Raw genomic sequence first — 20,767 nt, 5'->3', positions numbered from 1 at the left:
CACTTTATCTCCCGTAACCAATTCTTTTACATCTGGCCAAATTCATATTAAATATATGCCCACGTTCAGGAGAAGCCGATGAAGAGTCTACCCAAGGTCTCCTTGAAGAAAAAGAAGAAAGATACTTATGACTCATATTTCGACTGCATCACAACCTGCTATAGGCTTGGTGAAGAAGATTTTAAATGTGTAACACGCTGCGTAAATATTCACCTAGAAGAGGACCTTATATAATGTCACAAGAGCCCCTCTTTATAAGCAAAGAAGGTGGAACAATCCATCTTATTAAAGGAGATTCAGGGATATTCTTTCGTGTATGCTCCGACCATCTCTCGTTATATTGTCATGACCTTGTTTCAGCAAAAATGCAGCTGGAAAGACTTGAAGAATTTAGAGGTCGCTCTTATTGCATTAACATGGAGCCCATGAAGCAAGAAGGAGAATCACTGAGGAATTTAGTTGAATTATCAGCAGCACCTTATTTAAGAAAAGATGATTAGTCTATAAATTGGAGAGAAAGCATCCAAAAACTAGCAAAGTCAAGAAGTAGGTTTAACTTCTAGTAACTGCCGGAAAATGAAAGGCCAACATAGAACATTGATTCCCACTAAACAAATCAAGAAAAGCTGCTTGAACTAAGTGGTTTTCCTCATAGACATCAATAGATTATCTGACTAGAAAGAAAAAAAGGACCTACGGCACTTAACAAGCCACTCTGTTGTCAAGACTAATTTCTTTTCTCCAACAGGTAATTAGGTCCCCATTTCAAAGACAGGAGGAGAACCATGAACAGTCAAGAAGGGGCCACCTTAGTAGAAGCTCTCATCCCAGCAATTTTTGGAGGGAGTTTATTTATCCTTGCTATCATTGGCAGCCGAGAACTGATTAAGGAAGCAGGGGTAGCATTTAAGAAAAGAGCAAGCGTATAAGGGAAAAGGCCTTTATTTTTCCTCGCCTATTTTGGGAGTAATCAATGACAAGTCAAAAAATTCCAAGGCAAAACAGCCTCTCCTGTGATCTTCCAAGAAAACAACAAGCCATAGAAGCCCTGCTAGGGCTCGCTTGGAGAAAAGAGAAGAAGAAAAGGCCAGAATGGCTAATGAAAGAGTTAAGTGGTCATTGCTAGTGAATAAAAGGCTTTGCTCCTCACAGATGTATTTCTGGAACATATCAAAGAACGAAGAAATCAACCCAATATTGATTGACCCTTATTTTTTATAGAATAAAGAAATCAATTAAAAGCTTTTAATTGATTTTCAGAGTAGCTTGTTTCTCGTTTTATTTGTCCTGTTGGATTCAAGCAATCAAGTGGCAATCCCTGGCCAATCACAAAAAACAGAGGCGTCATAACTGCCAAGGTAAAAAGAAATCCCAAGCCACCGGATGGATTAAAGTCAATCAAAGTGGCCACCCCATGAAGAGTCGCGTAATAGGCAACGGTAAGGGCAGATTGAAGTGGTTTCTTTCCTAACCACCTAAAGAATGTGCCTAGAAAAAAAAGAACGCCGTTCATCACAAAGCCTTAAAAGCTTAGGTAAGGTTTCACTAAGCATAAAAGAAAAACCCCAACTTAGGGAATAAGTCTATTGCTATTGTTATGCATGACCTAATTTTCAATGGCCCTTAATAGAAGAATAAAGATGATGTTATTGAGATTAGCTTGGGTTTAATTGAGCTGCGTCAAGCCCCAAACCAAAGGTAGAAGTTATAGGCCTAATATACTTTGAATTATTATTGTAGTTATTACTCCTTTAAAAAAACAAAGCCAGAGCATTGCATAATCTGTGATTCCAAGCTGCTTTTGGTACCACTTAATGAACTTCTTATGTTTATCAATGAATTGCATTAAGCGAATCCTTAATGAGGACTCAATAACATAAACACATCCCCTATTCCTTTACAAGGTCAAGCCAAGGAGCTCATGCATAAAACATTTTCACAGCAAGAACTGTAAAACTATGATTACGAGCAAAAACCAAGCGCCTCTTCCATGCATAACCTCTACTTTGCTCAATTGGGCGAAAGTCATTTAAAAAGGCCCCCTGAAATTAAAGCCCCCAAGCCAATCTAAACTTCAAATTAGCTTGGGATAATTGCCAGCTGATCCCCATCACCCGGCCATTTTATAAACCATAACCAGTGTCAAGCCAAACGTCATGAGTAGTAAGCACTACTCATAGTGTTATTAGTGTTTCAAGATGGCACTACCTGTAGGGGGTTGTTTTTACAGTCAAATGGCTTTAGAAAAAGAGCCCCCATCACCCAGGCTCTTTGCAAAATGCGAGAGTCTTTTTTTCTGCAAAATTAAGATCATCCCTATTGAAGCCTATAAAAAGCTGAGTTTTTCATTTACTAGAGCGGAGGGAGCCGCTGAGTCCCTCTCCATGTTATAGGCCTAAAAAAGAACTCTCTGAAAAACAATGTACTGAGCTTTATTTAAAAAAAATGTACTGAATTTCTCAAGCAGGAACTTATTTAATCTGGGATAGCCAATCACATCACCGAAATAAACATAACAAAATAATTTAAAAAGGCCTGAAAGCAAAACACTTCCAGACCTTTTTAAAGTTTCATCTGATTCTAAAATTAACTCAGCTTAGCCCTAAAGGGAAAAATATCTTCTCAGGACCAGCAATTACTACTGAAAACGCAATACCTATTGCCAAGAGTTGAACACCAACAAATTGTTTCCAACGGTAAGAAAACAATGAACTGCCAGAATCAAGTCCCCAACCTGCCTTAGGCTCATTCTTCTCACGGGCATACCAATGGAAATTAGAAACCTGAATAATCGCAATCAAGCCGAAAATAGCTGGAACAATTGACAAACCACCAAGAGGCTTTACCAAGCCAATATCTGATGGATGAGGCAGCTGAGTCGCAAAATCAATGATGTGGGTTAAAGCGATCATATTTAAAGGTTAAAGCCAGCTATTATTAGCTGAGTAGGCATTGGGTTTAACAAGCTTTTGAGAGATCGTTACAAACTTAATAGAGATTGAGCTCTAACCTAAACACCTTTTTTAGATCAACTTCCAGGCAAGACCTTAGTTTTCAGGCTCACAATGACCGTGCATCCAACTAATCCGTTTTGAACTATTTACTTGCCTAAAAGATTTCGCCTCCTAATTTTCCTTGATCTTTCACCTAAGGCAGCCTTTAGCTCTAGCTGCCTATGAAGCAGCCTGTTCTCGTTCTTGATAAGAGTTGCTCCAAACCATGCTATACCTAGCCCCAAAATGGCAGGGACGCCGCCTACAAGCCATGCTGACGAAGTGCTTTTAGAGATCATCCTTTTGTTATAACTTGAGCTTTGGCGGTTCTGCTTTCCACTTAATTAAACCTAGAGCAAAAAGGGAAACCCAAAAGTACTTTTCAATAGGAGGTCACCAGTAGTTACCTCCTATTGAAAAGTCACAAGGTGTTTGAGTACTTCAATCAAACAGGCTAATTATTCTAAAGGGATTCGGATCTTCAATGGAGTCCAATTAGATCAAATCCCTTTTGCTTCTAAAGAAGCGTTATGAGCCTTCTGCATCTCAACCATCTCAGCGCATGTAAGAGCAGGCCTGTATTGGAAATCACAACCAAAAGCTGAACGCCAAAACATGAAATGCTTAAAAAGAGCCTTAGCATCAACTGCCTTGCAGACAATGCACAATTCGCCCGACTCTGGCATGTGTAATCTTGCAATAAGCTCGAACCCATCGAACTTATCGAGTTCTGCTCCCTCTTCCATATACTTGATAAAAGCCGTATACCCTTCATCTTGGGTTTCAGAAGGTACAACACAGGAAACAACGTAAAACTGCATTCTCAAATTTGGATAGTCCAAATTTGATTAGAGCAGAAGTTCTTGATTTTGAAAAGTATCGTTGGCAAGAAAACAGATTCAAAACACATCAGAAAATCTAAATTCAATTCATAAACCGTTTTCAGATACTGCATAATCACATGTGCATTAGAGTGGTAGAGCAACATCCCTGCCTCCAACAAAAACTATTTCTTGATGAATAGATTCTTAACCATTTGTGCTGCCATCCTTCTAATTACCTCTCTAAGCCAAATGACCCTTGCAAGTTCTGAAGAAGACTTTATGAAATATATGCAGGTATGGGATGAAAAAAGAGACCTGGCTAGTAAATATCTTGAAGAAGCTGAAAGTGAATTCAAAGCTGGTGACGAACTTTCAGGGTGTGCTTCTCAGCAAAAGGCTGCAGAATACGGAATAGACGCAACAAATGCCCTACTAAAAGCTATGAAAATGAATAGCTCGGCTGATGGCATTGAAAATATCGAATCTGGGTTAAGAAAATGGCAAGAGTTAAGAGATTTTTGTTGATCAAAGTATAAATAAATTATGGCTAAATACTATTGCCCTTTTTGTTCCCCTAGAAATCAAATTCACCATAGAAGCCCAAATGGAGAAATGATATGTGGAAATTGTGGGGACAATCTTGTTAAGATCCCTTTAATAAAACCTACGAAAATCCTAGGCTTACTAGCATTATTTGCATTCTCAGCTCCATTACTTATATCACTAATCTCTATCTTCCAACATAACCACACTCCTAAATCAATCAAACCTTCATTGCACGGGAGAGTACCAGAAAAGAGAATCTTGCCAAATAATAAAAGCACTAATCCCCAGCTGTTTCAAATTGTCTTAGCAGACGAAACCCCTTTCGCAAAATCAAAATTGCTCCATAAGTTCCCAGGCCTAAAGGCAAAACAACTAAAGGATTTAGCTTTCCAAATGTAGACCAAGTATCGCTCCCATGAGAAAGAGCATGGCAAGGGCTGAGCAACATAATTGAAACAAAGACAAGCGCCCATCCCAAGCAAGAAAGGATGCCTTCTCTATTTTTCCCATCATAAAAACGATCTAAGCCAATCGGCCAACCAAAAGATAGGACTGCTAGACGTGTTAGTGCCTTCTTTTCTTCTTTACGAAACATAGTTGCTTCAATAACCGAAAAATCTCAGATAGCACTATAGATAAGAAATTTTTAAAATGCGAATCATTTCATAGTTCATAGTTTATGTATGCCATCTCTCAAATATCTAATGAGATCAAAGGCTAAATAGTTTTTCTTCAGCAAAAGAAATTTCAGATTCGGCAACCAAGTTGGATCAATCCACTGTCCAAAAGTCTCCCAAGCTTTATAGCAGTTGCCTCTTCCAATCTTGAGAAATAAGGCTGATGGCTTGTGACCCAATCTAATTCCTCACTCGTTATCACACCGGAAGAGAGAGACTCAAGGAAAAGCAATCCTAAATTCATAGTTTCGGCAGATGAAAAGTTTTAAATGGCAGCCGCCCTAATTTGCATAGAGTGACTGCCTGAGCTGTCAGGCCGATTGATCCCCATCACCCGGCCGATGTGAGAACAGTACTAAGTTACAGAAGAGGATCATCGTTTCGTAACACTAGATATAGATTTCGCTTTACCTAACTTCAAGTAAATGCGCTACCAATAGTAGGCACTTCACCTAACCTAGTAGTAGACACAATAAAAAAACCTCGCCAAATGCGAGGTTTTTTTATTGATTAAGATGCTAATCAAACAAAGGGGTTTTCCTCAAACCTCTTAGTTAGAGGCTGGGGTTGCCAGACCTCCTAATGCATCAGCTATACGCCTGAAGTCAAAGCCCATAGCACGGAGTGCATGCCATAGATGACCTTGAATACAGAAGAAGCCAAAGTAGTACTGGACATTAACCAATGCCGCACGAGTTGTATGGCCTAAGAAATACTTACAATCAGATATGTCGCCTGTATCAACCCAATATGGGGAGATACCAAACTTAAGTTGTAATGGCTCACCATACCAATCGATTGGGTATACGGTGGTGTTCTGTGCCGCCCAGAAAGCAGCAATAATTCCCATCCAGCCAAGTCCAGCAAGTGACCAAGACAAGACTGCTTCCGCTGAAAGCAAACCAGCCCCTTTGAATTTGTCGTATTCACCAAGACGCTTTTTCTCGAAAGGTGTAGCACCTGTTGCTATGTGGAAAGCACCACCAGTTATTTGCAAGAAAGCCAAGAAAGCATGACCTTCCATAACTTCCTCAAGACTGTCAATAGCAAGGAAATCAGTTTGGTGACTCCATATTCTCCCGAAATCGCCATATCCAGGGAAAACTTGTCGCACAGATCCTATGGCTGGATCATAGATGCCATGCCATCTGGCCCATTCAACAAACCAAATACAGGCAACACCCAAGAAAATTAGATGGTGGCCAAGGATGAAAACCTGATTATCAGGGTTATCCCATTCAAGTTTGAACCTATCCACTCGGCCAATAGGACCACCTTTTAAATCAGGGTCGAATAATAAAGAGTGAAGAAGCGCTGCACCTCCATAAACAGCTGAAAAGATCAGATGAAAGAGTGCAATTGTGGCAACCCCAACTCCTGTCCAGACCCCAGCCTCGTCGAAGCCAATGCCTAGTGAAGCCAAATGGGAGAGGTATATAGAGCTCTGATGCCCCATTGGCAGGGAGGAGTCATAACGGGCAAGCTCCCAAAGGCAACTTGCACCAGTGAAGAAGCAAATAATTCCTGTGTGCCCAACATGCGAGCCAATGAATCGGCCTGCTCGGTTTGTAACCACAGAATTACCAACCCACCACCCATAGGTAGGGTTTGGATTTCCATAGGTCTGCATAATTTAAGAGTGCAAGACGGCGAGACGTAAGGCACCTTACACTCATTTTGCCCTTGTAAGGCAGGGTGATTTAGTATCCGTAAAAGACTGCGGCATAAGGGTTTTGACCACGAAGTTCAATAATTGATTATGATTGTATTTAACTTAATAGAGCACGAGAGTCCTTATCAATACTGACAATACAGACTCTTTTAACGAGATATTTTCTTGAAAATATTGCAACTAATTCACATGGATTATGTCGGTTATAGAGGTTAATTCGGTTTTGAACTAAGAAATTTTTTGTCGTAAACCGTCGTTAAAAAGTTCCTGACTTGAACGATTTGATGATTTATCCCTTGCCTTAAAGAATCCCCAGGGTGCCATGCCAGCATCGTTATATAGCTATGCCGCAAGGATGCAGCCTCAATAAATAGAGCCATCTTCTTCATGTTGTTGAAGAGACTCCTGCGTTAAATGTCTCTCAGAGACGGAACCTGTCAGCTCCTCAGAGACGGAACCTGTCAGCTCCTCAGAGACGGAACCTGTCAGCTCCTCAGAGACGGAACCTATCAGCTCCTCAGAGACGGAACCTGTCAGCTCCTCAGAGACGGAACCTGTCAGCTCCTCAGAGACGGAACCTATCAGCTCCTCAGAGACGGAACCTGTCAGCTCCTCAGAGTCAGGATCTTCGTCAAACTCACTTTCTAACAAGCCTTTTAATTCACTAGCGTCAGTCTCTATCTCCTTCACTTGCTTGTCGGTATTACTGAAATTTCGCTGCCTAGCATCATTAATCAATAGCAAAGAGAGGTCTTTGATGTTGAGCAAAGACTCCTTTTCATGAAAATAGATTTTCTTGATAGTTGCTTTTATTTCATGGTCAAATGGACCTTTCTCTACCACTACAAAGCCAGTCCAGCCAGTCAATATTAAAACTAAGATTAGGAAGACAGAGATTAGGCCCCGAAAAAGAATGCTCACGTCAATTCCGCCATAATGTTGCTCCCTACTTCGTCAGTTTATTAACCAAGACTAGATTTACAGCGAATTAATGAAAAGATAAAAATCATTACCAGATCCATCTGCATGGAAATCTTGTTGTCTCCACTCCCATCTTCGATAATTGCGATCACAGTGCTGACAGCAGTAACGGTATTTATACTTATAACTAGACAGCAAGAAAAGCCAAAAAAGAAGTCATATGACAGCAAAGTACTTCTAAAAGAGCTACTTGAAAGTTTTGGACTAGAAATCCCTGTAGAACTAGAAGAGCCTAAAGAAACTGTAATAAGCTCAGCCAAGAGACATTGACATGGAAAGCGATCTTCTTATCCCTTTAATATGGACTGTTGTCTTTGGAATACTGCTTACATTAGGGGTAAGGAAGTTTACTAAAAAGCAACCAACAAACAAAAGGTGGGTTCGTCCCAAATCAACTGATGAAATAAACAAGTCTCAAGATGAGTAACTCTTATCTCAGAAAAAATAAGGATAGAGTACATATAACTAAATTTCTTAATTGAACCATAGTTGTCAAAACTAAATAATGAATAAGCGTCTTTTCTTTCCTGCTACCAAAAGAAACAAAGAGCCCATAACACTTCTCATCTCTAAGTTTATTCATAATTCCGGAATAGTTCTAGAAATTGCAAGCGGCAGCGGAGAGCATGGAGTAAACTTTCAAAAAAAATTTCCAAATATTATATGGCAAACAACTGATCCAGATGCAGCCGCAAGGGAAAGCATCAATGCTTGGATAAGACACGAAAAGTTTGAACATAAAATGCCTAAACCAATAACACTTGACGTAAGGCAAAAACCATGGCCACTTACCAATAAAATTCGCAAAGATTTAAAAACTATAATTTGCATCAATATGCTCCATTTTACCCCCTGGAAATGCACATAAGAGCTTCTCAAAGAATCAGTTAGACACTTAAATAGTGGCAACAATCTAATCATCTATGGCCCTTTTAAGGGAAACAATGTTCATCTAAGTGATGGCAATGCAGCTTTTGACAGCTCTCTAAAAATGAGTAATCAGGAATGGGGTATCCGTGATATTGAGATAGTTAGCAAAATGGCATTTAAATATGGATTCTCAAAATTATCTTCTCATCAATTCCAGCCAATAATCTATCTCTTGTTCTCGAAAGATAAAATATATTCACCTCAGAATCTACTTTTTAAATTAGAAAAAAATGCCCTTAATCAGCCTCTCTGCTAGGACGTAGAGTCAAAAGCTTAGAAGTTAATATTTAAACTCACATTCAAGAATAGCTAATGCTTCATCAGGTAAGTTAAGGAAAGAGTCCAAAAGAAAACTCCCAGTTGGCTCTATTTCAGCAACACCGATAAGCCTGGCCCTTCCATTATCCTGTAACGTCATACCCTCTACTAGATGCCTTTTACTACTTGCTTTACCTGTATGAAGACAAGTCCTCACAATTAATTCAGGAGCAGATATTTTTGAAAATACAGTCAAAACGAACCTTGACTCAAACTGAAGTGAAATTTCTCCGCTTAGCTTATTAATATAGCCCTCTAACTTGTCTAAATACATTTTTATTTCAAGTCCTGGAGGAATGCGTAATCCTATAAATCTTGTTGTAGACCAATTGATATCTGGCATTGAGAATGTATCAGGGCAAAATCTAAAATAATCCATACTCACTTTGTGACTTGCAAGTTTTACAGCCTCTCCACCACCACCAGTTGCATCATACAAAAAACTCGGGTATGAACTAATCGCCAACCTACAGCCACTAAGGCTTTTTAAGTGCATGAAACTCTAAGCTCATTTTTCAAAGGCTATTTAAAGTTATTTTAATATTGTTTCTTAGCACGCTGAACACACCAAAGCTGCCCCTTCTCAGAAGCCAAAAGAACCTCTTCGTAGAGGCATTTAATTCGTCGTGTTGTCGAATTGGTTGATTTGTGTTTCATACCCAAAGATATCCAACAAGGCATAGTGATTCAATAGGCATTTAGAAGACTCATAAAAGCTATAGATTTTGATCCCAAGAGCCAATTCAAGTCTGCTCAAAAGAAGCCTTGATCAATAAACTACCTGTCTGCACATTTATCAATCACGCCAAAAAAGCAGGCCTAGGCTTCTTAAAGATTGAATCCACTCCATATCTAACAACTGCAAAATGGACTCTTAGTTGTTAGGGCACCAAAACAACTAATGGCAAAGCACCTGAGATTTGCTCAATTGGGTGCATTCTTCATGTCTCTCATGGAAAAACTTGCCTCAGTAGGTTTTGCAATTGCAGCGAACCTTGCTTTATTTCTATGGATAGTAATCAGCAGGCCGCTCTGATTTCAAATCAAGTATCACCTAGAACAAAGCTCTAACATCTAATCTCTTACTTCTAAAGTCACAACAAAAATGTCTATGCAACATGTCTTTGATAATGCTTCAAAGGTTTTCGTCTTTGGTTTTGGATTGACGATATAGCGCAAAGGCTTCGATTCCTTCTAAATTGTCGAACAGAGTTTTGTCTTGCACGCCAAGGTCTATCAACTCTCTGATCTGAAAAATTATTTCGCCCTTTCATAAAGCGAAAAGCCTTCCATTTGGATTTCTCTGTTTGCGCAGTTTTGAACTTCCAAAACAAGTGGAAACAAAGAGAGAAAAATCCGGTTATCAATCCAGCCACAAGATGACCAATGCCTCACCTCTATCTTCTGGTCTCGTCAAGCCCAAAGTTCTTTTACAAGTCCCTCAACCAAAGCTATGCAAAAGTATCAATGCCCCGACTGCATCTATGCATACGATCCACGTATAGGCGATCCATCGCAAGGAGTTCCACCAGGTACAAAATTTGAAGATCTTCCTTCAAATTGGAAATGCCCTGCATGCAGAGCAGGCAGAAGAAGGTTCAAGGCAATTCATTAAAGATACTTTTTCGCAAAGCGTGATATTTTAGAGGCTATTGGCAAAGTGTTATTCATGAAGTAGTAGCACTTAGATGCAAAGTAAATCGAGAGCTTTTTCTTAAATGAAGATACTTAGTAGCTATTTCTTATAATAATGCTCAAAGGTACTAAGGGAAATGAAATAGAATAATTAAAATTAAAGTCCTATTTCATTTATTCATCTTTAACCTTACTTAGGTTGACTATTAACAACTTCTCGTCAGGACTAACTTCCCTCATCTCAGGATGCTGCATGGCATCTCTCTTATATTTCTCTGCATAAACTTTAGAAGGCCCCTTGTATCCTGATGTCTCATGAACTATCAGCCAACTTAGCGCTAAAAGCGAGAGTAGCATTCCTATTAGGAGTAATAAAAGAAATGAGATGGGAGTTGATTCAAGAAGCATTCAGCAATATCTAACCGGATCATTCTGAAAGTATTATGGCAGGACTTGCTTTAAATAAATTCTATAACAACTGAATCAGAACACAAAGATAAATCAATGGGATCCCCTCACTGAAAAAGCCTGCTTAGGGCTAACTTCCCAACAATCCTTTTAATGTTTTGTGAGGTTTTAATATTTTCGGAGTGAGCCCCTTAAGTAACCAACTCTTTGACAAAGCCCTTAGAGCTGTATTTTCATCATTAGGTTATCCCCTGCGTTAAGGCTTATATGGGCTTAGAAAAACATCATTCCATGGAAACCCTGAATGTCCTTGGAGAAGCATTAGAACCATGCAGCTGTGAACCTATGACAGGGTGGTACAGGGATGGGTTTTGCCACTCTGATAAATCTGATCTTGGGAAACATATCATTTGCTGTGTTTTAACTAAGTCATTCCTGACATACAGCAAAGCCCAAGGCAATGACCTCAGCACACCAATGCCTCAATACGGCTTCGCTGGGTTAAAACCTGGGGATCATTGGTGTTTATGTGCTTCAAGATGGAAACAGGCTTATGAAGATGGGATGGCACCAGCAGTCCGTCTGAATGCAACCAATATCAAGGCCCTTGAAACAATAGGAATAGAACCTTTGATGCAGCATGCTCACAAGGAAAACTAGTCATGTCCATTACATTGTCGAACTGCTATCACATTTATGCCTTGATGAGATTTGTTTTGTCTCCACAATTTATTTGACACTTCGCCAATGCAAGCCAATTCAGCTGCTGCTTTTATCGCAACAGGAACCTGAGTGAAAGCCAAGATAATTAATGCTGCACCTGTACCAGGCGCATGAATATTTAACCTTAGACCTTTGGGCAAAAAACTCTTTGGCATCTCTCGTTAATAGTTTCCTAAAGTTAAGATGCTATTAAATCATCATTATTTTCAGGAACAAGCTCAGAAATCAAGCGTGAAGCTATTAATTCTAGAGAACGTTCATTAGGGTTGCTACATATAGGGTCTTCATCAAGGAAGCAATCATCAATAAAGGCATCTAATGCATTGTCATTTCTTTTCATGGACTAGTCAAGTAATGCTTCTAGCATCTCAACAGATGTATAGATATTGTCAACTAATTTACTAAGTTTTTCCTACTCATTAGCTAGATTTGATCTAAAGAAACTCTTTACAAAGCACTTCTCCACAATGCAATGAATCAATCCTATTCCTCCACCTTATTCCATACATCTTGGCCATCAAAAGACTAAAAGGGGGGCTTTTACTGGCCACCTAAAAAATCTGTTTCTTGTGCATACCCTCACTAAGACAAGGAAATTGTGGCATTAATTCCTGATGGTAGCCAAAGTTTTAATTGATCACTCGACCGGCAAGGCAAATGAGCCGCCATGGTTATACCATCAGCTATCGCGATGGGAATAGAAACAGATTTGAATTCTGTGCCTATGCAAATAACTCTTATGAAGCAAGGCAAATCGCTATGGAAACGATCAAATTCGTGCATGAACACCCAAATTCAATTGATCACATCCTGCGCTCGAGTTAACTCCAAAAAAGCGGTTACTTCTTAAAACCTATATAGGGTAGTGAGGGCAAGAGAACTAACTTGCTCTCCCCAAAAAGTCGGCCAAAACCTAAAGAGGGTCTAAAGAATCATTCACTTTGAGGTCTCAAGCCCTTATTTTCACCCTCATGGAAAATAAGGTTAGGGAAAAAGCCCGAGAAATAGCTGTTTCTCCAGAAACAGGTTATTCGTGGACTAAAGATCAATTAGAAGATTACGAAGAGTCGTGGGCTAGGGACCACGATCATCAAACATGATCACTCTTTTATTGAAGAACAGGGATATGTCACAAAAGCAGAGAAGGCATCCGTATTCTTTGAAGATCTCCTTGTCTGGTTAGGGAAATCCCAACTGATTAAATTTTTTATAGCTCTTTAAAAAGGGCATCCTGGGCTTGATTGCTTAGCTTTTTCCAACCTAAAATGCAAATACTATTTGTAAGCTGACAGTAACTAATTATTTAACGCTTAAAAAGTTTGTCAAAAAAAGTACTCTACAGATTGGTTATATATTCCAATTGAGAGGGGTATTAGCTTAATAAGCCTAAGCTTAAAGAATCATTGGACCCTAAAAACTCTTCTAAAAAAAAATTATTTTTTAGAATTAAATTTGCTGATAGAATGGAAGCTTTAAAAAGAAAGAAGAGCCTTGGAAGTTAGAAAGAGAACAAGCTATTGTAAACATGGTAATATTTTATAGGAATACAAAAGTTTTTAAACTTATTCAATAAGGTTGATTTGAATTCCATCTTCTTTAGTAAAGCTAGCATCCCATAGCCCCTTACAAATTTTCTTAAGGCTAACAATTAGCTCCTCAGTATTTCCAGTCCTAATCCAATCTGCCTTTAAAGAAGGAAGATTTTCTTGCATTTCTTCAATCGAAATTTGTATCAAAAGGAGGCTAGAATCGTCAGCTGCTCTTCTAAGTGGGCCTTTTTCACTTCTTTGGAAGACCGTAAGTAATATCTGGCTGATGAGACTTTCACGTAAATTGCAAAAGTCATCCCCCGAATCATTGGATAGCTTAACTGACTTTCCACATAAAGGCATAGCCCTACAGCCATCTTGTTCTATCAAAGCGAGTGCTATTAAATATAGGCAGTCGTGCATAAATAAGTTTTAATTAGTTCATCTTTAAGCATATCCCTTTCTAGGATTTATGGTCGATTCTCGTTTTATAAAAAAATCTCAGTTAAATGGTTTAAAGGGTTTTGGCGTAGGCCTGGTCTGCGCAGAATCTGATAGTTCAACAAAATATGCTGTAAGTTCTTGTCGTGAGTTATTTATCGAGTCGCCACAAATTCCAAAAATTGAACCGGAAACAAATTCCGCCATTTCTTCTTTAGGTAATAGCATAATTTGCTTAAGATCTCCAGAAAAGACCAAATCTCTAATCATTGATCTAATCGCGACTTTTACAGCCTTTTCTGAATCTTTGACTTCTAAAATTGAAGAGCAGTAAGCTTCTGAGAATTGATTAACTAAGTTTGATATTTGGGGTGAATAATCATTAGAAGCAGCGATTACTTTAGTTGGAATGGTAAGAAGACAGCAACTAATTAAAATAGAAAAAATTAAAACAATTGAATTGCCAAGACAATTGGAAATTCTTGAAAAAAAGAAATTGAGCATATTTATTTAAGTTAACCTTAGTTTTAGATTAGTTCTGCCAAGGGATAAGTGGAATCTCAATTAATAAAAATTGCCATTTAGGAAGGCTCCTATAGAAGAGGGGACATCATTAGCAATGCATCCAATTAAAGCAAAGGTAAAAATTTTGGCTCTGATCGTAAATTCAAACCGGGAGAAATCTTACCAAGGCAAGGCCAACTACTGCTGCAAATACAACGGAAACTGCTATAGCCACTAGTCCTGGAACCATTCCGCCGCCTTCTTCGGAGCTCATGTTTTTTGAAATAAACGCTGTGATGTTGTTAATCTAATGGTTCCTAGAGGTAAGTGCGTAAATAAACAATAAATTCTCTAGTTTTTACACCCCTGACTCCAGCACCAATTCATTCAAGAGTCGAAGGTGGAATCTTTAAATGTATCGGATTTAAGTTCTTAAGCAAAAGAACAACCTTTGATTTGAGTTTTGCAAGGGTATTTCATAAGACCAAAACCAAAATTATAAAATTTATGCTTTCAAGGCCTAGTCTGGTATGCTGAATAAGCTAATTGATGCAAGAGTGAAGAGAATATACTTAGACTAAAAAGTCTTATCCTTAAGGTCTTTTTTTACAGATGGGATTCAATGTTCACAATAAATCAAGAAAAGGGATTTCAAGCCTGATCCTTCTTGGTATTATTTCTTTTAGTATCTATATTTATATCAGTCCATACTTATCAATTCTAGCATTCAAGAGAGCACTAGAAAACAAAAATCCAACTGAAGCTAGTGAATATATTGATTTTCCTTCTGTCAGGAAAAATCTTAAAGCCCAATTAATTAATAAGCTTTCGGAAGAGATCAATAAGGAAATCCAATTCACTCCTTTTGGTGAACTAACTATGGTTATGGTTAATCCTATTATCAACAAAGTTGTCTCCTCGACAATTGACTCAACAGTTAGTCCCAATGGCTTAAAAGTGTTATTAACTCAAGGCAAATTATCTATGGATAAAAATTTGGCAAAAAACGACAAAGGTTATGCTAAAGAGCATGATTCTAGAAAGAAATATGCTGAAAATAGAATCAAGCTGTATTATGAAAGCTTAAATGTATTCATCCTGGCGAGTCAACTCCAGAATTCAGATGAAATCATTAAAGCCAGCTGGAGAAGGCAAGGAATATCTAATTGGAAAATAAATATAATTGAACTCCCTAACCAGATTATAAAGGGGATAAGATTTTAAGTGCAATTAGGTAAGTTTATGCATTATAAATAAGGGAGATTTATTTACCTATAATGTTCCAGCTTGCTGGTATAAGATCAGGTGTTTTATCAATCACAGAGTCAAACCATGGACTAGGTGCAACAACAATCTTACCGGGGAAATTAGCTAACCATGCTGCCCACCAACTAAATGTGCTATTAGCAATTATATGGTGCTTGCAAAAACTCATAAGGTGCAAGTCGATCTCGGGATTTGCTAAGTTTCCATCTATATAGGTGACATTATCCGATAAAGGAAGGTTTGATTTAGCCCAAAAAGGATCATCTGAAAAAACAAAGAAATGGGGATTATTGACAAGCTCTTTTAGAAAGTTAATTGAGTTAGTATAATAAGAGAGAGAACAAAGTCCATGAACGGATAATATCTTTGAGTTTGAGGCATAGTCACCTCTACGAACATGTAGCATAACACTGTTAAGTCGTCTTGCTTGATTAGCTATTTGTTGATTCCTGTCGCTAAGTGGCCTAACGGGAAGATATTCCATTCGAATAATTTTAGAAATGCTCTTAAAATATTTTTCTGACTGAAAGTATCCATCTAGGAATATTTTATCGGGCAAAGTCTCTACATTTCGATCATAATTAAAGGATTTTTCTCGATACCATAATTTATAGATACCAAATTTCTGTAGGTATTTAGATGGTTTCCGCATAAACAATGGTCTTCTCTTTAACACTTTTTCATTGGCCAACTTAGAAGTTACCCTTAAGCGGTCTAACAGATAGGCATTTAAAGGATTGTCTATCTCGTTAAGGGTATAAGATCTTGTATCTATAAGTAGTTCCACATTAAGCCTATTTGCTAGAGCTTTGGCTGCAGCATATTGGAATAATTGATTGCCAAGACCTCCTATCAGCCTAATTCCAATCACAATTTTCTATTGTTGTATATTGTTCATGATAGAGCTAGTAATTTTAAAATGAGGGTGCCTGTTAGCTCTTATTAATATTAAAAGGTAAAAGCAAAAATCTTATGCAGCCGCTTTAAAACTCTTTCAAAGATAAAACTCTGGAAATGCTGAATGGTTTCAGAAGTGTAAATTCCTTAGAGACGCAAATAAACCTAAGAAAATTTATAATATGTGTATGTAAAAATTAAATTCATAATGAGATAATAATCTGCAGTAAACTATATACACTCTTAGTTATAATCGATCTTGCCATATCGATATCATTTCATCTATCATCATCTCAAAATTATACCTTGGTTTCCACCCTAGTTTCTCACGAATCTCTAGAGAGTCTCCTTTTAGATAATTCAATTCCTCAGGCCTCATATACCTTTTATTCTGCACAACATAATCACGATAATTTAAGCCAAGAGACTTGAAAACATAATCACATAATTGGCGCACAGTTCTTGTCTCTCCTGTAGCAACAGTCCAATCCCTAGGTTCTGTATGATTAAGAATCAAATGCATTGATCTAACATAATCATATGAATGTCCCCAATCACGGCTTGAGTCCAAATTACCTAACTCTAATTTCTCTCTCAATCCCTTCTTAATCTCAACAGCTCCTTTAACGACTTTATTAGTAACAAAGTTAGTTCCCCTTCTAGGTGATTCATGGTTAAAAAGTATCCCATTACATGCGTGTAATTTATATGCATTTCTATAATGACAAACCAAATTATAAGCCATAACCTTAGAACACCCATAAGGGCTGACTGGACTCATATTAGTTGTTAATCTTTGGCAACCATCATTATCAACAGAATTACCAAACATTTCTGATGAACTTGCCTGATAAAATTTCGCTTCTGGAGTAACCTCTCGATAGGCTTCAAGCATATTTAATACTCCTAAAGCATTTGTTTTTATCGTAAATGAAGGCACATCAAAGCTAACTCTGACATGGCTCATGGCGGCCAAATTATAGATTTCATCAGGCTGAACTCTTCTTATAATTTTATAAAGTGAAGTCTCATCAATTAAATCGCCATAATAAGTAGTAACTTGATCATTTATTTCATGGATTCGCGAACTCTGATTCTCCGCTACTGATTGCCTTCGAACAATTCCAAAAACTTCGTAGCCTAACTGAACAAGATATTCGGCAAGATAACTTCCATCCTGTCCTGTAATGCCAGTAATCAAAGCTTTCTTCACTTAAATGCCTCCAATTTTCTCAAGTCAGTCAAATAAGTTAGCTTCAATTCCTAAGTGCCATTTTAAAAGCTTCTGGGAACCTAGCCATACCTAGTTAAGCTGTTTAAGGTTTCATGTAATAATAATATCCGATCATGTGAAGATAATGTTAACGCTATGACCTTTTTTAGGAAATTGATAATCGACTCAATTTGTTGCGATCACTGAGAAAAAAGGATCACCTTTACTACCAAAGATTCGAAAAAACCCATTCACAACGGTACTCTCTGCAATAACATCAGGTTGAGTCCAACCTTGGGAAATCAAAATAGAACTAACATAATTTATGTGATCAGAATCTGAACCATGTGTCCAAATACGAGGTGCCTTGTCCCAAAAGGCTCGGTTAGAAAATGAGACTATTATTTTCCCTTTAGGACGTAAAACCCTTTTAAGTTCCAAAGCTATTTCTTCAGGCTGTTGCAGGTATTGCCAGCCCGCAACCATCAGGCAGTAATCTACAGAAGAATCGTCTAAAGGCAACTTCTGATTTTGGTTAAGGTCCTGGGTCCAAAAGGAATCCAAACGCTTATTAGACTCTAATTCTATTTTATTTAGGCCATGGCCAATAACTTTGTGAAATTTAAACTCATTTGGCAGATGGCTAACCCAACTACTCATAAGATCCAAAACTACAGAGTTTCTAGTAAGATGTTCTCTATAAAGCTGGGTCAATCTTTCTCGAAAGGACTTGTCTAAGTGATAAACAAAACGAGGTGTCGCATAAAAAATACAATCATCACTTTTATCTATCTTCTCCCTTTGGTAGTCAGTCAGGACTTTACAGGCCATTTTTTACAAAGAATTTCTCATGTCTAATAGATCGAATTTTATTCCAAAAATTACCCGATAGCAAATCCAAAGAAAAAAACGCTTCGGTAATGGCATAATGTTAAGATAATTTAGCCTAAACAATAAAACTAGTTAGTCTCAAATAATCTAATAAAAATTAAATCATTAAGCTCATTGAACTCTTTACAGGAGAATCTTGCAAATAAGGCTATTAAACTAACAGGCTCAAAAAACAGTGAGCTCGAACGCTATTGCTGGATGGTGGTTCACGAATATATACATGGTGCAATGCCTTCAGAATATGATATAAGAGAAATAGATGAATACCTTTATCTAAATGTTCTAAGCTTGGCAAAAGAAAAAATACAACCCTAAAATTTAGGCTTATTCATATAAGAATTCCTATAAATTGATTAATGATATTATTTATTGAGAAAAATTATTAAAGCAATAAAAAACAATTGGTGAAAAAGACAACTACAATGTTTGCATACTAATTATATTCACCTGGAACATCATTTTTCTGAACTGTAACTCGGCCAACCTTCTTTCCAGAGAACCTAAGCAATTCATCTCCTGAGAACTCATAACCTAGACTTAAGGCGATTTGAGCTACATCATCAGCAGTTGAAGAGTTAAGAACCTTCTCTTTGAGCGAAGGTTCATCCTGCATCTTCTGCAAAAAAGCCTTTAATTGCTTTAAAGCCATATTCCTAAACAATGCCTCATCAAAGTAAAAGTCTAAACGTTTACCTCTTAAAAGTTTGCCCCAGTACAGGAAATGTATTAAAGATTTTGCCCTCTCTTCAAGCAAAGGCTAATGCTCGGTCACTCAATGATGATTGTTTCATATATATCTCTTCAATCTCACAATAAGGTATTGAAGGGTAACCCTTACCCAAGAAAAAGAACAGGTTTAAAAGACAAATTACCCCCTGATAACAACTTTATGAAAAACTTTTCGGGCCTAGATATTTATACTTCTATGGCTTGTACAAAAACCCTACAAAGCGAAGGTAGAGAATCACCGCTCCATTCCTGAAGGGTCTTTTGCAATGGACACCCTCTGCTTTTTTCAAACCAAATATCCATCTCTTCCCCGGTAAGCTCGTGTCTTCCCATCAGGATTTGGCCTATTACCGCAAAATCTCCGTGATGTTTTTTGGCTATGTCTGGCAGCTCGCCTAACGCCTTATTTAGGGAAAGACCTTTCAATGATGCATGTTTCTGAAACTCGTATCTAACTGCTTTGGTATATGCCCGTGCTCCCTCATCAGTAAAACGTGTTTCGCCAAAGCTCAAAATAGACGGAGAAGTCTCTTGATATTGCTTTTGCTCCAAACGATTATCAAAGAACTCATCAAAATTTGAGGTTTTAGATTCGGAAACTTCTCCTTGTTTTGAACCTGACAAAACATCTAGCAGAAGGTTATTGGCAAGCTCATCAACCGATAAACCGGAATTATCTGCTTGAGCTTTAAGAAGCTTCTGCAACTCAAAGGTAATCGTCACACTAGGTCGAGGCTCTTCCACTACAACAAAAGTGACGCTTGATACAAAGTAACGTTTGAAATGGCATAAGGTTTTATCAGAGCTCTTTTGATGTCCATATCACTACATAAAAAGTTGTTGGGAGTGACTTGCCCAAAAAGCACTAGATAGACAACTCAAGAATCTTAGGAATTAGACGTTAAAAGCTTTGAATTGAATGCTTTTGTTTGATTCCACCCATAATCAACAACCTCAGAGGACAAAGTGCACTCGGTAAGCTCAGGGTTCCTCAAACAATCAAGAATCCTTGCCATATCAATTGATGATAGCTCACCATTCGAGTTCCATTTAAGAGTAGTTTTCCTTTGCTCAGGGTGAACGAATGGCGTCTTGTCCCTATGACTCATATTGCTCTCAAGATTATTTAAATAGGATTTTGCAGTATGCAAATCAGTCGCATAAATACAACGACTATGAAAGCAAGACCGAAAAACCCTCCCAGAATCACCTCTAAAACAAAATATTACCCCCCCATTCGGGCTTATATAAAAAGGTTTGGCCCCATTCATGACATCACCTCCGTTTTTAAGTGAACCTGGACACAGTGCGTAATACAATCCACCCTTTCTTCATCAAGGGAACACTCCGTAATACATTCAAAATATTCCTCGATAGGGTCATTCTTTCCATTGACTAGTAAATAGCTTTGATCTTCAGACATCTCCTCCTCCTTACAAATAGGGCCTAATTTATATCATCAAAAATCCATACAAATCGAAATTTGCAACCAAAAACTGATTAAGATGGGTAAAGGTACTGGCGCACAAATGCTAGTTATTTCAACGAAAAAGCTAGAATCATAAAACAATTATTTTTGATATAAAAATA

General features: G+C 37.9%; 31 protein-coding genes and 1 pseudogene. 11 read left to right on the top strand and 21 right to left on the bottom strand.

All coding sequences use genetic code 11. The features are described from left to right. Positions 1-233: 233 nt before the first annotated feature. From SOI84_RS08910 to SOI84_RS08900, 3 genes are all read left to right on the top strand, one after another. Positions 234-500 (top strand): hypothetical protein, encoded by a 267-nt coding sequence (locus SOI84_RS08910; RefSeq protein ID WP_320674179.1) that lies wholly within the window; start codon positions 234-236, stop codon positions 498-500. A gap of 285 nt (positions 501-785) precedes the next feature. Then, positions 786-929 (top strand): hypothetical protein, encoded by a 144-nt coding sequence (locus SOI84_RS08905; RefSeq protein ID WP_320674178.1) that lies wholly within the window; start codon positions 786-788, stop codon positions 927-929. Between the two features lie 44 nt (positions 930-973). Continuing rightward, the gene (locus tag SOI84_RS08900) at positions 974-1,126 is read left to right on the top strand and encodes a hypothetical protein (RefSeq protein ID WP_320674177.1); all 153 of its coding nucleotides are present in this window, start codon (positions 974-976) and stop codon (positions 1,124-1,126) included. A gap of 105 nt (positions 1,127-1,231) precedes the next feature. On the opposite strand, the gene SOI84_RS08895 is transcribed toward SOI84_RS08900, so the two are convergent. From SOI84_RS08895 to SOI84_RS08880, 4 genes are all read right to left on the bottom strand, one after another. Next, positions 1,232-1,513: a hypothetical protein gene (locus SOI84_RS08895; RefSeq protein ID WP_320674176.1), complete on the bottom strand. Its 282-nt coding sequence runs from the start codon at positions 1,511-1,513 to the stop codon at positions 1,232-1,234. 1,078 nt (positions 1,514-2,591) lie between these two features. Beyond that, a complete protein-coding gene (locus SOI84_RS08890; protein WP_320674175.1) occupies positions 2,592-2,912 on the bottom strand; it encodes a hypothetical protein in 321 nt (106 codons plus the stop codon). A gap of 188 nt (positions 2,913-3,100) precedes the next feature. Then, positions 3,101-3,292, bottom strand: a complete 192-nt coding sequence (locus tag SOI84_RS08885) for a hypothetical protein (protein ID WP_320674174.1) — start codon at positions 3,290-3,292, stop codon at positions 3,101-3,103. A gap of 201 nt (positions 3,293-3,493) precedes the next feature. Then, complete coding sequence (locus tag SOI84_RS08880) at positions 3,494-3,814, bottom strand: DUF3303 domain-containing protein (protein ID WP_320674173.1); 321 nt, start codon at positions 3,812-3,814, stop codon at positions 3,494-3,496. 195 nt (positions 3,815-4,009) lie between these two features. Between SOI84_RS08880 and SOI84_RS08875 the strand changes: the two genes are divergently transcribed. Beyond that, positions 4,010-4,342, top strand: a complete 333-nt coding sequence (locus SOI84_RS08875) for a hypothetical protein (RefSeq protein ID WP_320674172.1) — start codon at positions 4,010-4,012, stop codon at positions 4,340-4,342. Between the two features lie 298 nt (positions 4,343-4,640). Here SOI84_RS08875 and SOI84_RS08870 read toward each other — a convergent pair whose 3' ends face one another. The 4 genes from SOI84_RS08870 to SOI84_RS08855 all read right to left on the bottom strand — a co-directional run bounded on the left by SOI84_RS08870 (position 4,641) and on the right by SOI84_RS08855 (position 7,633). Continuing rightward, entirely contained in the window at positions 4,641-4,958 is a 318-nt protein-coding gene (locus SOI84_RS08870; protein ID WP_320674171.1) for a hypothetical protein, read from the bottom strand. Positions 4,959-5,110: 152 nt separating this feature from the next. Then, on the bottom strand, positions 5,111-5,284 hold the full coding sequence (locus SOI84_RS08865; protein ID WP_320674170.1) for a hypothetical protein: 174 nt from the start codon (positions 5,282-5,284) through the stop codon (positions 5,111-5,113). A gap of 306 nt (positions 5,285-5,590) precedes the next feature. Then, on the bottom strand, positions 5,591-6,670 hold the full coding sequence (locus SOI84_RS08860; RefSeq protein ID WP_320674169.1) for a chlorophyll a/b binding light-harvesting protein: 1,080 nt from the start codon (positions 6,668-6,670) through the stop codon (positions 5,591-5,593). 405 nt (positions 6,671-7,075) lie between these two features. Then, positions 7,076-7,633, bottom strand: coding sequence for a hypothetical protein (locus SOI84_RS08855; protein ID WP_320674168.1), 558 nt, complete (start codon positions 7,631-7,633; stop codon positions 7,076-7,078). Between the two features lie 114 nt (positions 7,634-7,747). Here SOI84_RS08855 and SOI84_RS08850 point away from each other — a divergent pair, with 114 nt between their 5' ends. The 3 genes and pseudogenes from SOI84_RS08850 to SOI84_RS08840 all read left to right on the top strand — a co-directional run bounded on the left by SOI84_RS08850 (position 7,748) and on the right by SOI84_RS08840 (position 8,879). After that, complete coding sequence (locus tag SOI84_RS08850) at positions 7,748-7,963, top strand: hypothetical protein (protein ID WP_320674167.1); 216 nt, start codon at positions 7,748-7,750, stop codon at positions 7,961-7,963. Position 7,964: 1 nt separating this feature from the next. Next, entirely contained in the window at positions 7,965-8,120 is a 156-nt protein-coding gene (locus tag SOI84_RS08845) for a hypothetical protein (RefSeq protein ID WP_320674166.1), read from the top strand. A gap of 78 nt (positions 8,121-8,198) precedes the next feature. Next, a pseudogene (locus SOI84_RS08840) lies at positions 8,199-8,879 on the top strand (DUF938 domain-containing protein). Positions 8,880-8,903: 24 nt separating this feature from the next. Here the strand turns inward: SOI84_RS08840 and SOI84_RS08835 are convergent. Next, the gene (locus tag SOI84_RS08835; RefSeq protein ID WP_320674165.1) at positions 8,904-9,437 is read right to left on the bottom strand and encodes a hypothetical protein; all 534 of its coding nucleotides are present in this window, start codon (positions 9,435-9,437) and stop codon (positions 8,904-8,906) included. A gap of 957 nt (positions 9,438-10,394) precedes the next feature. Between SOI84_RS08835 and SOI84_RS08830 the strand changes: the two genes are divergently transcribed. Then, positions 10,395-10,556 (top strand): rubredoxin, encoded by a 162-nt coding sequence (locus tag SOI84_RS08830; RefSeq protein WP_320674164.1) that lies wholly within the window; start codon positions 10,395-10,397, stop codon positions 10,554-10,556. A 194-nt stretch (positions 10,557-10,750) separates the two neighbouring features. Here the strand turns inward: SOI84_RS08830 and SOI84_RS08825 are convergent, their stop codons facing one another. Continuing rightward, the gene (locus tag SOI84_RS08825) at positions 10,751-10,984 is read right to left on the bottom strand and encodes a hypothetical protein (protein ID WP_320674163.1); all 234 of its coding nucleotides are present in this window, start codon (positions 10,982-10,984) and stop codon (positions 10,751-10,753) included. 267 nt (positions 10,985-11,251) lie between these two features. Between SOI84_RS08825 and SOI84_RS08820 the strand changes: the two genes are divergently transcribed. Continuing rightward, complete coding sequence (locus tag SOI84_RS08820; RefSeq protein ID WP_320674162.1) at positions 11,252-11,644, top strand: DUF2237 domain-containing protein; 393 nt, start codon at positions 11,252-11,254, stop codon at positions 11,642-11,644. Here SOI84_RS08820 and SOI84_RS08815 read toward each other — a convergent pair. From SOI84_RS08815 to SOI84_RS08795, 5 genes are all read right to left on the bottom strand, one after another. After that, positions 11,641-11,862, bottom strand: coding sequence for a hypothetical protein (locus SOI84_RS08815; RefSeq protein WP_320674161.1), 222 nt, complete (start codon positions 11,860-11,862; stop codon positions 11,641-11,643). The two genes, SOI84_RS08820 and SOI84_RS08815, sit on opposite strands and share 4 nt — an antisense overlap. Before the next feature lie 23 nt (positions 11,863-11,885). Next, the gene (locus SOI84_RS08810) at positions 11,886-12,047 is read right to left on the bottom strand and encodes a hypothetical protein (RefSeq protein ID WP_320674160.1); all 162 of its coding nucleotides are present in this window, start codon (positions 12,045-12,047) and stop codon (positions 11,886-11,888) included. 242 nt (positions 12,048-12,289) lie between these two features. Then, positions 12,290-12,490 carry a hypothetical protein gene (locus SOI84_RS08805; protein ID WP_320674159.1) on the bottom strand — a complete coding sequence of 67 codons (201 nt, stop codon included), beginning with the start codon at positions 12,488-12,490 and terminating at the stop codon, positions 12,290-12,292. 779 nt (positions 12,491-13,269) lie between these two features. Next, positions 13,270-13,659: a hypothetical protein gene (locus SOI84_RS08800; protein WP_320674158.1), complete on the bottom strand. Its 390-nt coding sequence runs from the start codon at positions 13,657-13,659 to the stop codon at positions 13,270-13,272. A 78-nt stretch (positions 13,660-13,737) separates the two neighbouring features. Further along, on the bottom strand, positions 13,738-14,181 hold the full coding sequence (locus tag SOI84_RS08795; protein WP_320674157.1) for a hypothetical protein: 444 nt from the start codon (positions 14,179-14,181) through the stop codon (positions 13,738-13,740). Positions 14,182-14,793: 612 nt separating this feature from the next. On the opposite strand from SOI84_RS08795, the gene SOI84_RS08790 reads away from it, so the two are divergent. Then, positions 14,794-15,405 carry a DUF2939 domain-containing protein gene (locus tag SOI84_RS08790; RefSeq protein WP_320674156.1) on the top strand — a complete coding sequence of 204 codons (612 nt, stop codon included), beginning with the start codon at positions 14,794-14,796 and terminating at the stop codon, positions 15,403-15,405. Positions 15,406-15,445: 40 nt separating this feature from the next. Here SOI84_RS08790 and SOI84_RS08785 read toward each other — a convergent pair whose 3' ends face one another. The 3 genes from SOI84_RS08785 to SOI84_RS08775 form a co-directional block, all read right to left on the bottom strand. Then, positions 15,446-16,318 carry an alpha-1,2-fucosyltransferase gene (locus tag SOI84_RS08785; RefSeq protein WP_320674155.1) on the bottom strand — a complete coding sequence of 291 codons (873 nt, stop codon included), beginning with the start codon at positions 16,316-16,318 and terminating at the stop codon, positions 15,446-15,448. A 273-nt stretch (positions 16,319-16,591) separates the two neighbouring features. After that, a complete protein-coding gene (locus SOI84_RS08780) occupies positions 16,592-17,557 on the bottom strand; it encodes a GDP-mannose 4,6-dehydratase (RefSeq protein ID WP_320674154.1) in 966 nt (321 codons plus the stop codon). Between the two features lie 186 nt (positions 17,558-17,743). Then, positions 17,744-18,388: a methyltransferase domain-containing protein gene (locus SOI84_RS08775; RefSeq protein WP_320674153.1), complete on the bottom strand. Its 645-nt coding sequence runs from the start codon at positions 18,386-18,388 to the stop codon at positions 17,744-17,746. Between the two features lie 174 nt (positions 18,389-18,562). Between SOI84_RS08775 and SOI84_RS08770 the strand changes: the two genes are divergently transcribed. Further along, positions 18,563-18,763, top strand: a complete 201-nt coding sequence (locus SOI84_RS08770; protein ID WP_320674152.1) for a hypothetical protein — start codon at positions 18,563-18,565, stop codon at positions 18,761-18,763. A 118-nt stretch (positions 18,764-18,881) separates the two neighbouring features. Here SOI84_RS08770 and SOI84_RS08765 read toward each other — a convergent pair whose 3' ends face one another. The 3 genes from SOI84_RS08765 to SOI84_RS10030 form a co-directional block, all read right to left on the bottom strand. Then, positions 18,882-19,097, bottom strand: coding sequence for a Nif11-like leader peptide family natural product precursor (locus SOI84_RS08765; protein ID WP_320674151.1), 216 nt, complete (start codon positions 19,095-19,097; stop codon positions 18,882-18,884). 266 nt (positions 19,098-19,363) lie between these two features. Next, positions 19,364-19,900 carry a hypothetical protein gene (locus tag SOI84_RS08760; protein ID WP_320674150.1) on the bottom strand — a complete coding sequence of 179 codons (537 nt, stop codon included), beginning with the start codon at positions 19,898-19,900 and terminating at the stop codon, positions 19,364-19,366. 164 nt (positions 19,901-20,064) lie between these two features. Next, positions 20,065-20,448 (bottom strand): hypothetical protein, encoded by a 384-nt coding sequence (locus SOI84_RS10030; RefSeq protein ID WP_414153590.1) that lies wholly within the window; start codon positions 20,446-20,448, stop codon positions 20,065-20,067. Positions 20,449-20,767: the final 319 nt, after the last annotated feature.

It is taken from the genome of Prochlorococcus sp. MIT 1341, from assembly GCF_034092415.1.
In the GTDB taxonomy this organism is placed as follows: Bacteria; Cyanobacteriota; Cyanobacteriia; order PCC-6307; family Cyanobiaceae; genus AG-363-P08.
This window is presented reverse-complemented; position numbering and strand designations above follow the sequence as displayed.

Excerpts from the sequence above, each read along its gene's own strand:
- SOI84_RS08910 (WP_320674179.1), top strand. The coding sequence starts at position 234 with ATGTCACAAGAGCCCCTCTTTATAAGCAAAGAAGGTGGAACAATCCAT.
- SOI84_RS08905 (WP_320674178.1), top strand. The coding sequence starts at position 786 with ATGAACAGTCAAGAAGGGGCCACCTTAGTAGAAGCTCTCATCCCAGCA.
- SOI84_RS08900 (WP_320674177.1), top strand. The coding sequence starts at position 974 with ATGACAAGTCAAAAAATTCCAAGGCAAAACAGCCTCTCCTGTGATCTT.
- SOI84_RS08895 (WP_320674176.1), bottom strand. The coding sequence starts at position 1,513 with ATGAACGGCGTTCTTTTTTTTCTAGGCACATTCTTTAGGTGGTTAGGA.
- SOI84_RS08890 (WP_320674175.1), bottom strand. The coding sequence starts at position 2,912 with ATGATCGCTTTAACCCACATCATTGATTTTGCGACTCAGCTGCCTCAT.
- SOI84_RS08885 (WP_320674174.1), bottom strand. The coding sequence starts at position 3,292 with ATGATCTCTAAAAGCACTTCGTCAGCATGGCTTGTAGGCGGCGTCCCT.
- SOI84_RS08880 (WP_320674173.1), bottom strand. The coding sequence starts at position 3,814 with ATGCAGTTTTACGTTGTTTCCTGTGTTGTACCTTCTGAAACCCAAGAT.
- SOI84_RS08875 (WP_320674172.1), top strand. The coding sequence starts at position 4,010 with ATGAATAGATTCTTAACCATTTGTGCTGCCATCCTTCTAATTACCTCT.
- SOI84_RS08870 (WP_320674171.1), bottom strand. The coding sequence starts at position 4,958 with ATGTTTCGTAAAGAAGAAAAGAAGGCACTAACACGTCTAGCAGTCCTA.
- SOI84_RS08865 (WP_320674170.1), bottom strand. The coding sequence starts at position 5,284 with ATGAATTTAGGATTGCTTTTCCTTGAGTCTCTCTCTTCCGGTGTGATA.
- SOI84_RS08860 (WP_320674169.1), bottom strand. The coding sequence starts at position 6,670 with ATGCAGACCTATGGAAATCCAAACCCTACCTATGGGTGGTGGGTTGGT.
- SOI84_RS08845 (WP_320674166.1), top strand. The coding sequence starts at position 7,965 with ATGGAAAGCGATCTTCTTATCCCTTTAATATGGACTGTTGTCTTTGGA.
- SOI84_RS08835 (WP_320674165.1), bottom strand. The coding sequence starts at position 9,437 with ATGCACTTAAAAAGCCTTAGTGGCTGTAGGTTGGCGATTAGTTCATAC.
- SOI84_RS08830 (WP_320674164.1), top strand. The coding sequence starts at position 10,395 with ATGCAAAAGTATCAATGCCCCGACTGCATCTATGCATACGATCCACGT.
- SOI84_RS08825 (WP_320674163.1), bottom strand. The coding sequence starts at position 10,984 with ATGCTTCTTGAATCAACTCCCATCTCATTTCTTTTATTACTCCTAATA.
- SOI84_RS08820 (WP_320674162.1), top strand. The coding sequence starts at position 11,252 with ATGGGCTTAGAAAAACATCATTCCATGGAAACCCTGAATGTCCTTGGA.
- SOI84_RS08815 (WP_320674161.1), bottom strand. The coding sequence starts at position 11,862 with ATGCCAAAGAGTTTTTTGCCCAAAGGTCTAAGGTTAAATATTCATGCG.
- SOI84_RS08810 (WP_320674160.1), bottom strand. The coding sequence starts at position 12,047 with ATGAAAAGAAATGACAATGCATTAGATGCCTTTATTGATGATTGCTTC.
- SOI84_RS08805 (WP_320674159.1), bottom strand. The coding sequence starts at position 12,490 with ATGCACGAATTTGATCGTTTCCATAGCGATTTGCCTTGCTTCATAAGA.
- SOI84_RS08800 (WP_320674158.1), bottom strand. The coding sequence starts at position 13,659 with ATGCACGACTGCCTATATTTAATAGCACTCGCTTTGATAGAACAAGAT.
- SOI84_RS08795 (WP_320674157.1), bottom strand. The coding sequence starts at position 14,181 with ATGCTCAATTTCTTTTTTTCAAGAATTTCCAATTGTCTTGGCAATTCA.
- SOI84_RS08790 (WP_320674156.1), top strand. The coding sequence starts at position 14,794 with ATGGGATTCAATGTTCACAATAAATCAAGAAAAGGGATTTCAAGCCTG.
- SOI84_RS08775 (WP_320674153.1), bottom strand. The coding sequence starts at position 18,388 with ATGGCCTGTAAAGTCCTGACTGACTACCAAAGGGAGAAGATAGATAAA.
- SOI84_RS08765 (WP_320674151.1), bottom strand. The coding sequence starts at position 19,097 with ATGGCTTTAAAGCAATTAAAGGCTTTTTTGCAGAAGATGCAGGATGAA.
- SOI84_RS10030 (WP_414153590.1), bottom strand. The coding sequence starts at position 20,448 with ATGAATGGGGCCAAACCTTTTTATATAAGCCCGAATGGGGGGGTAATA.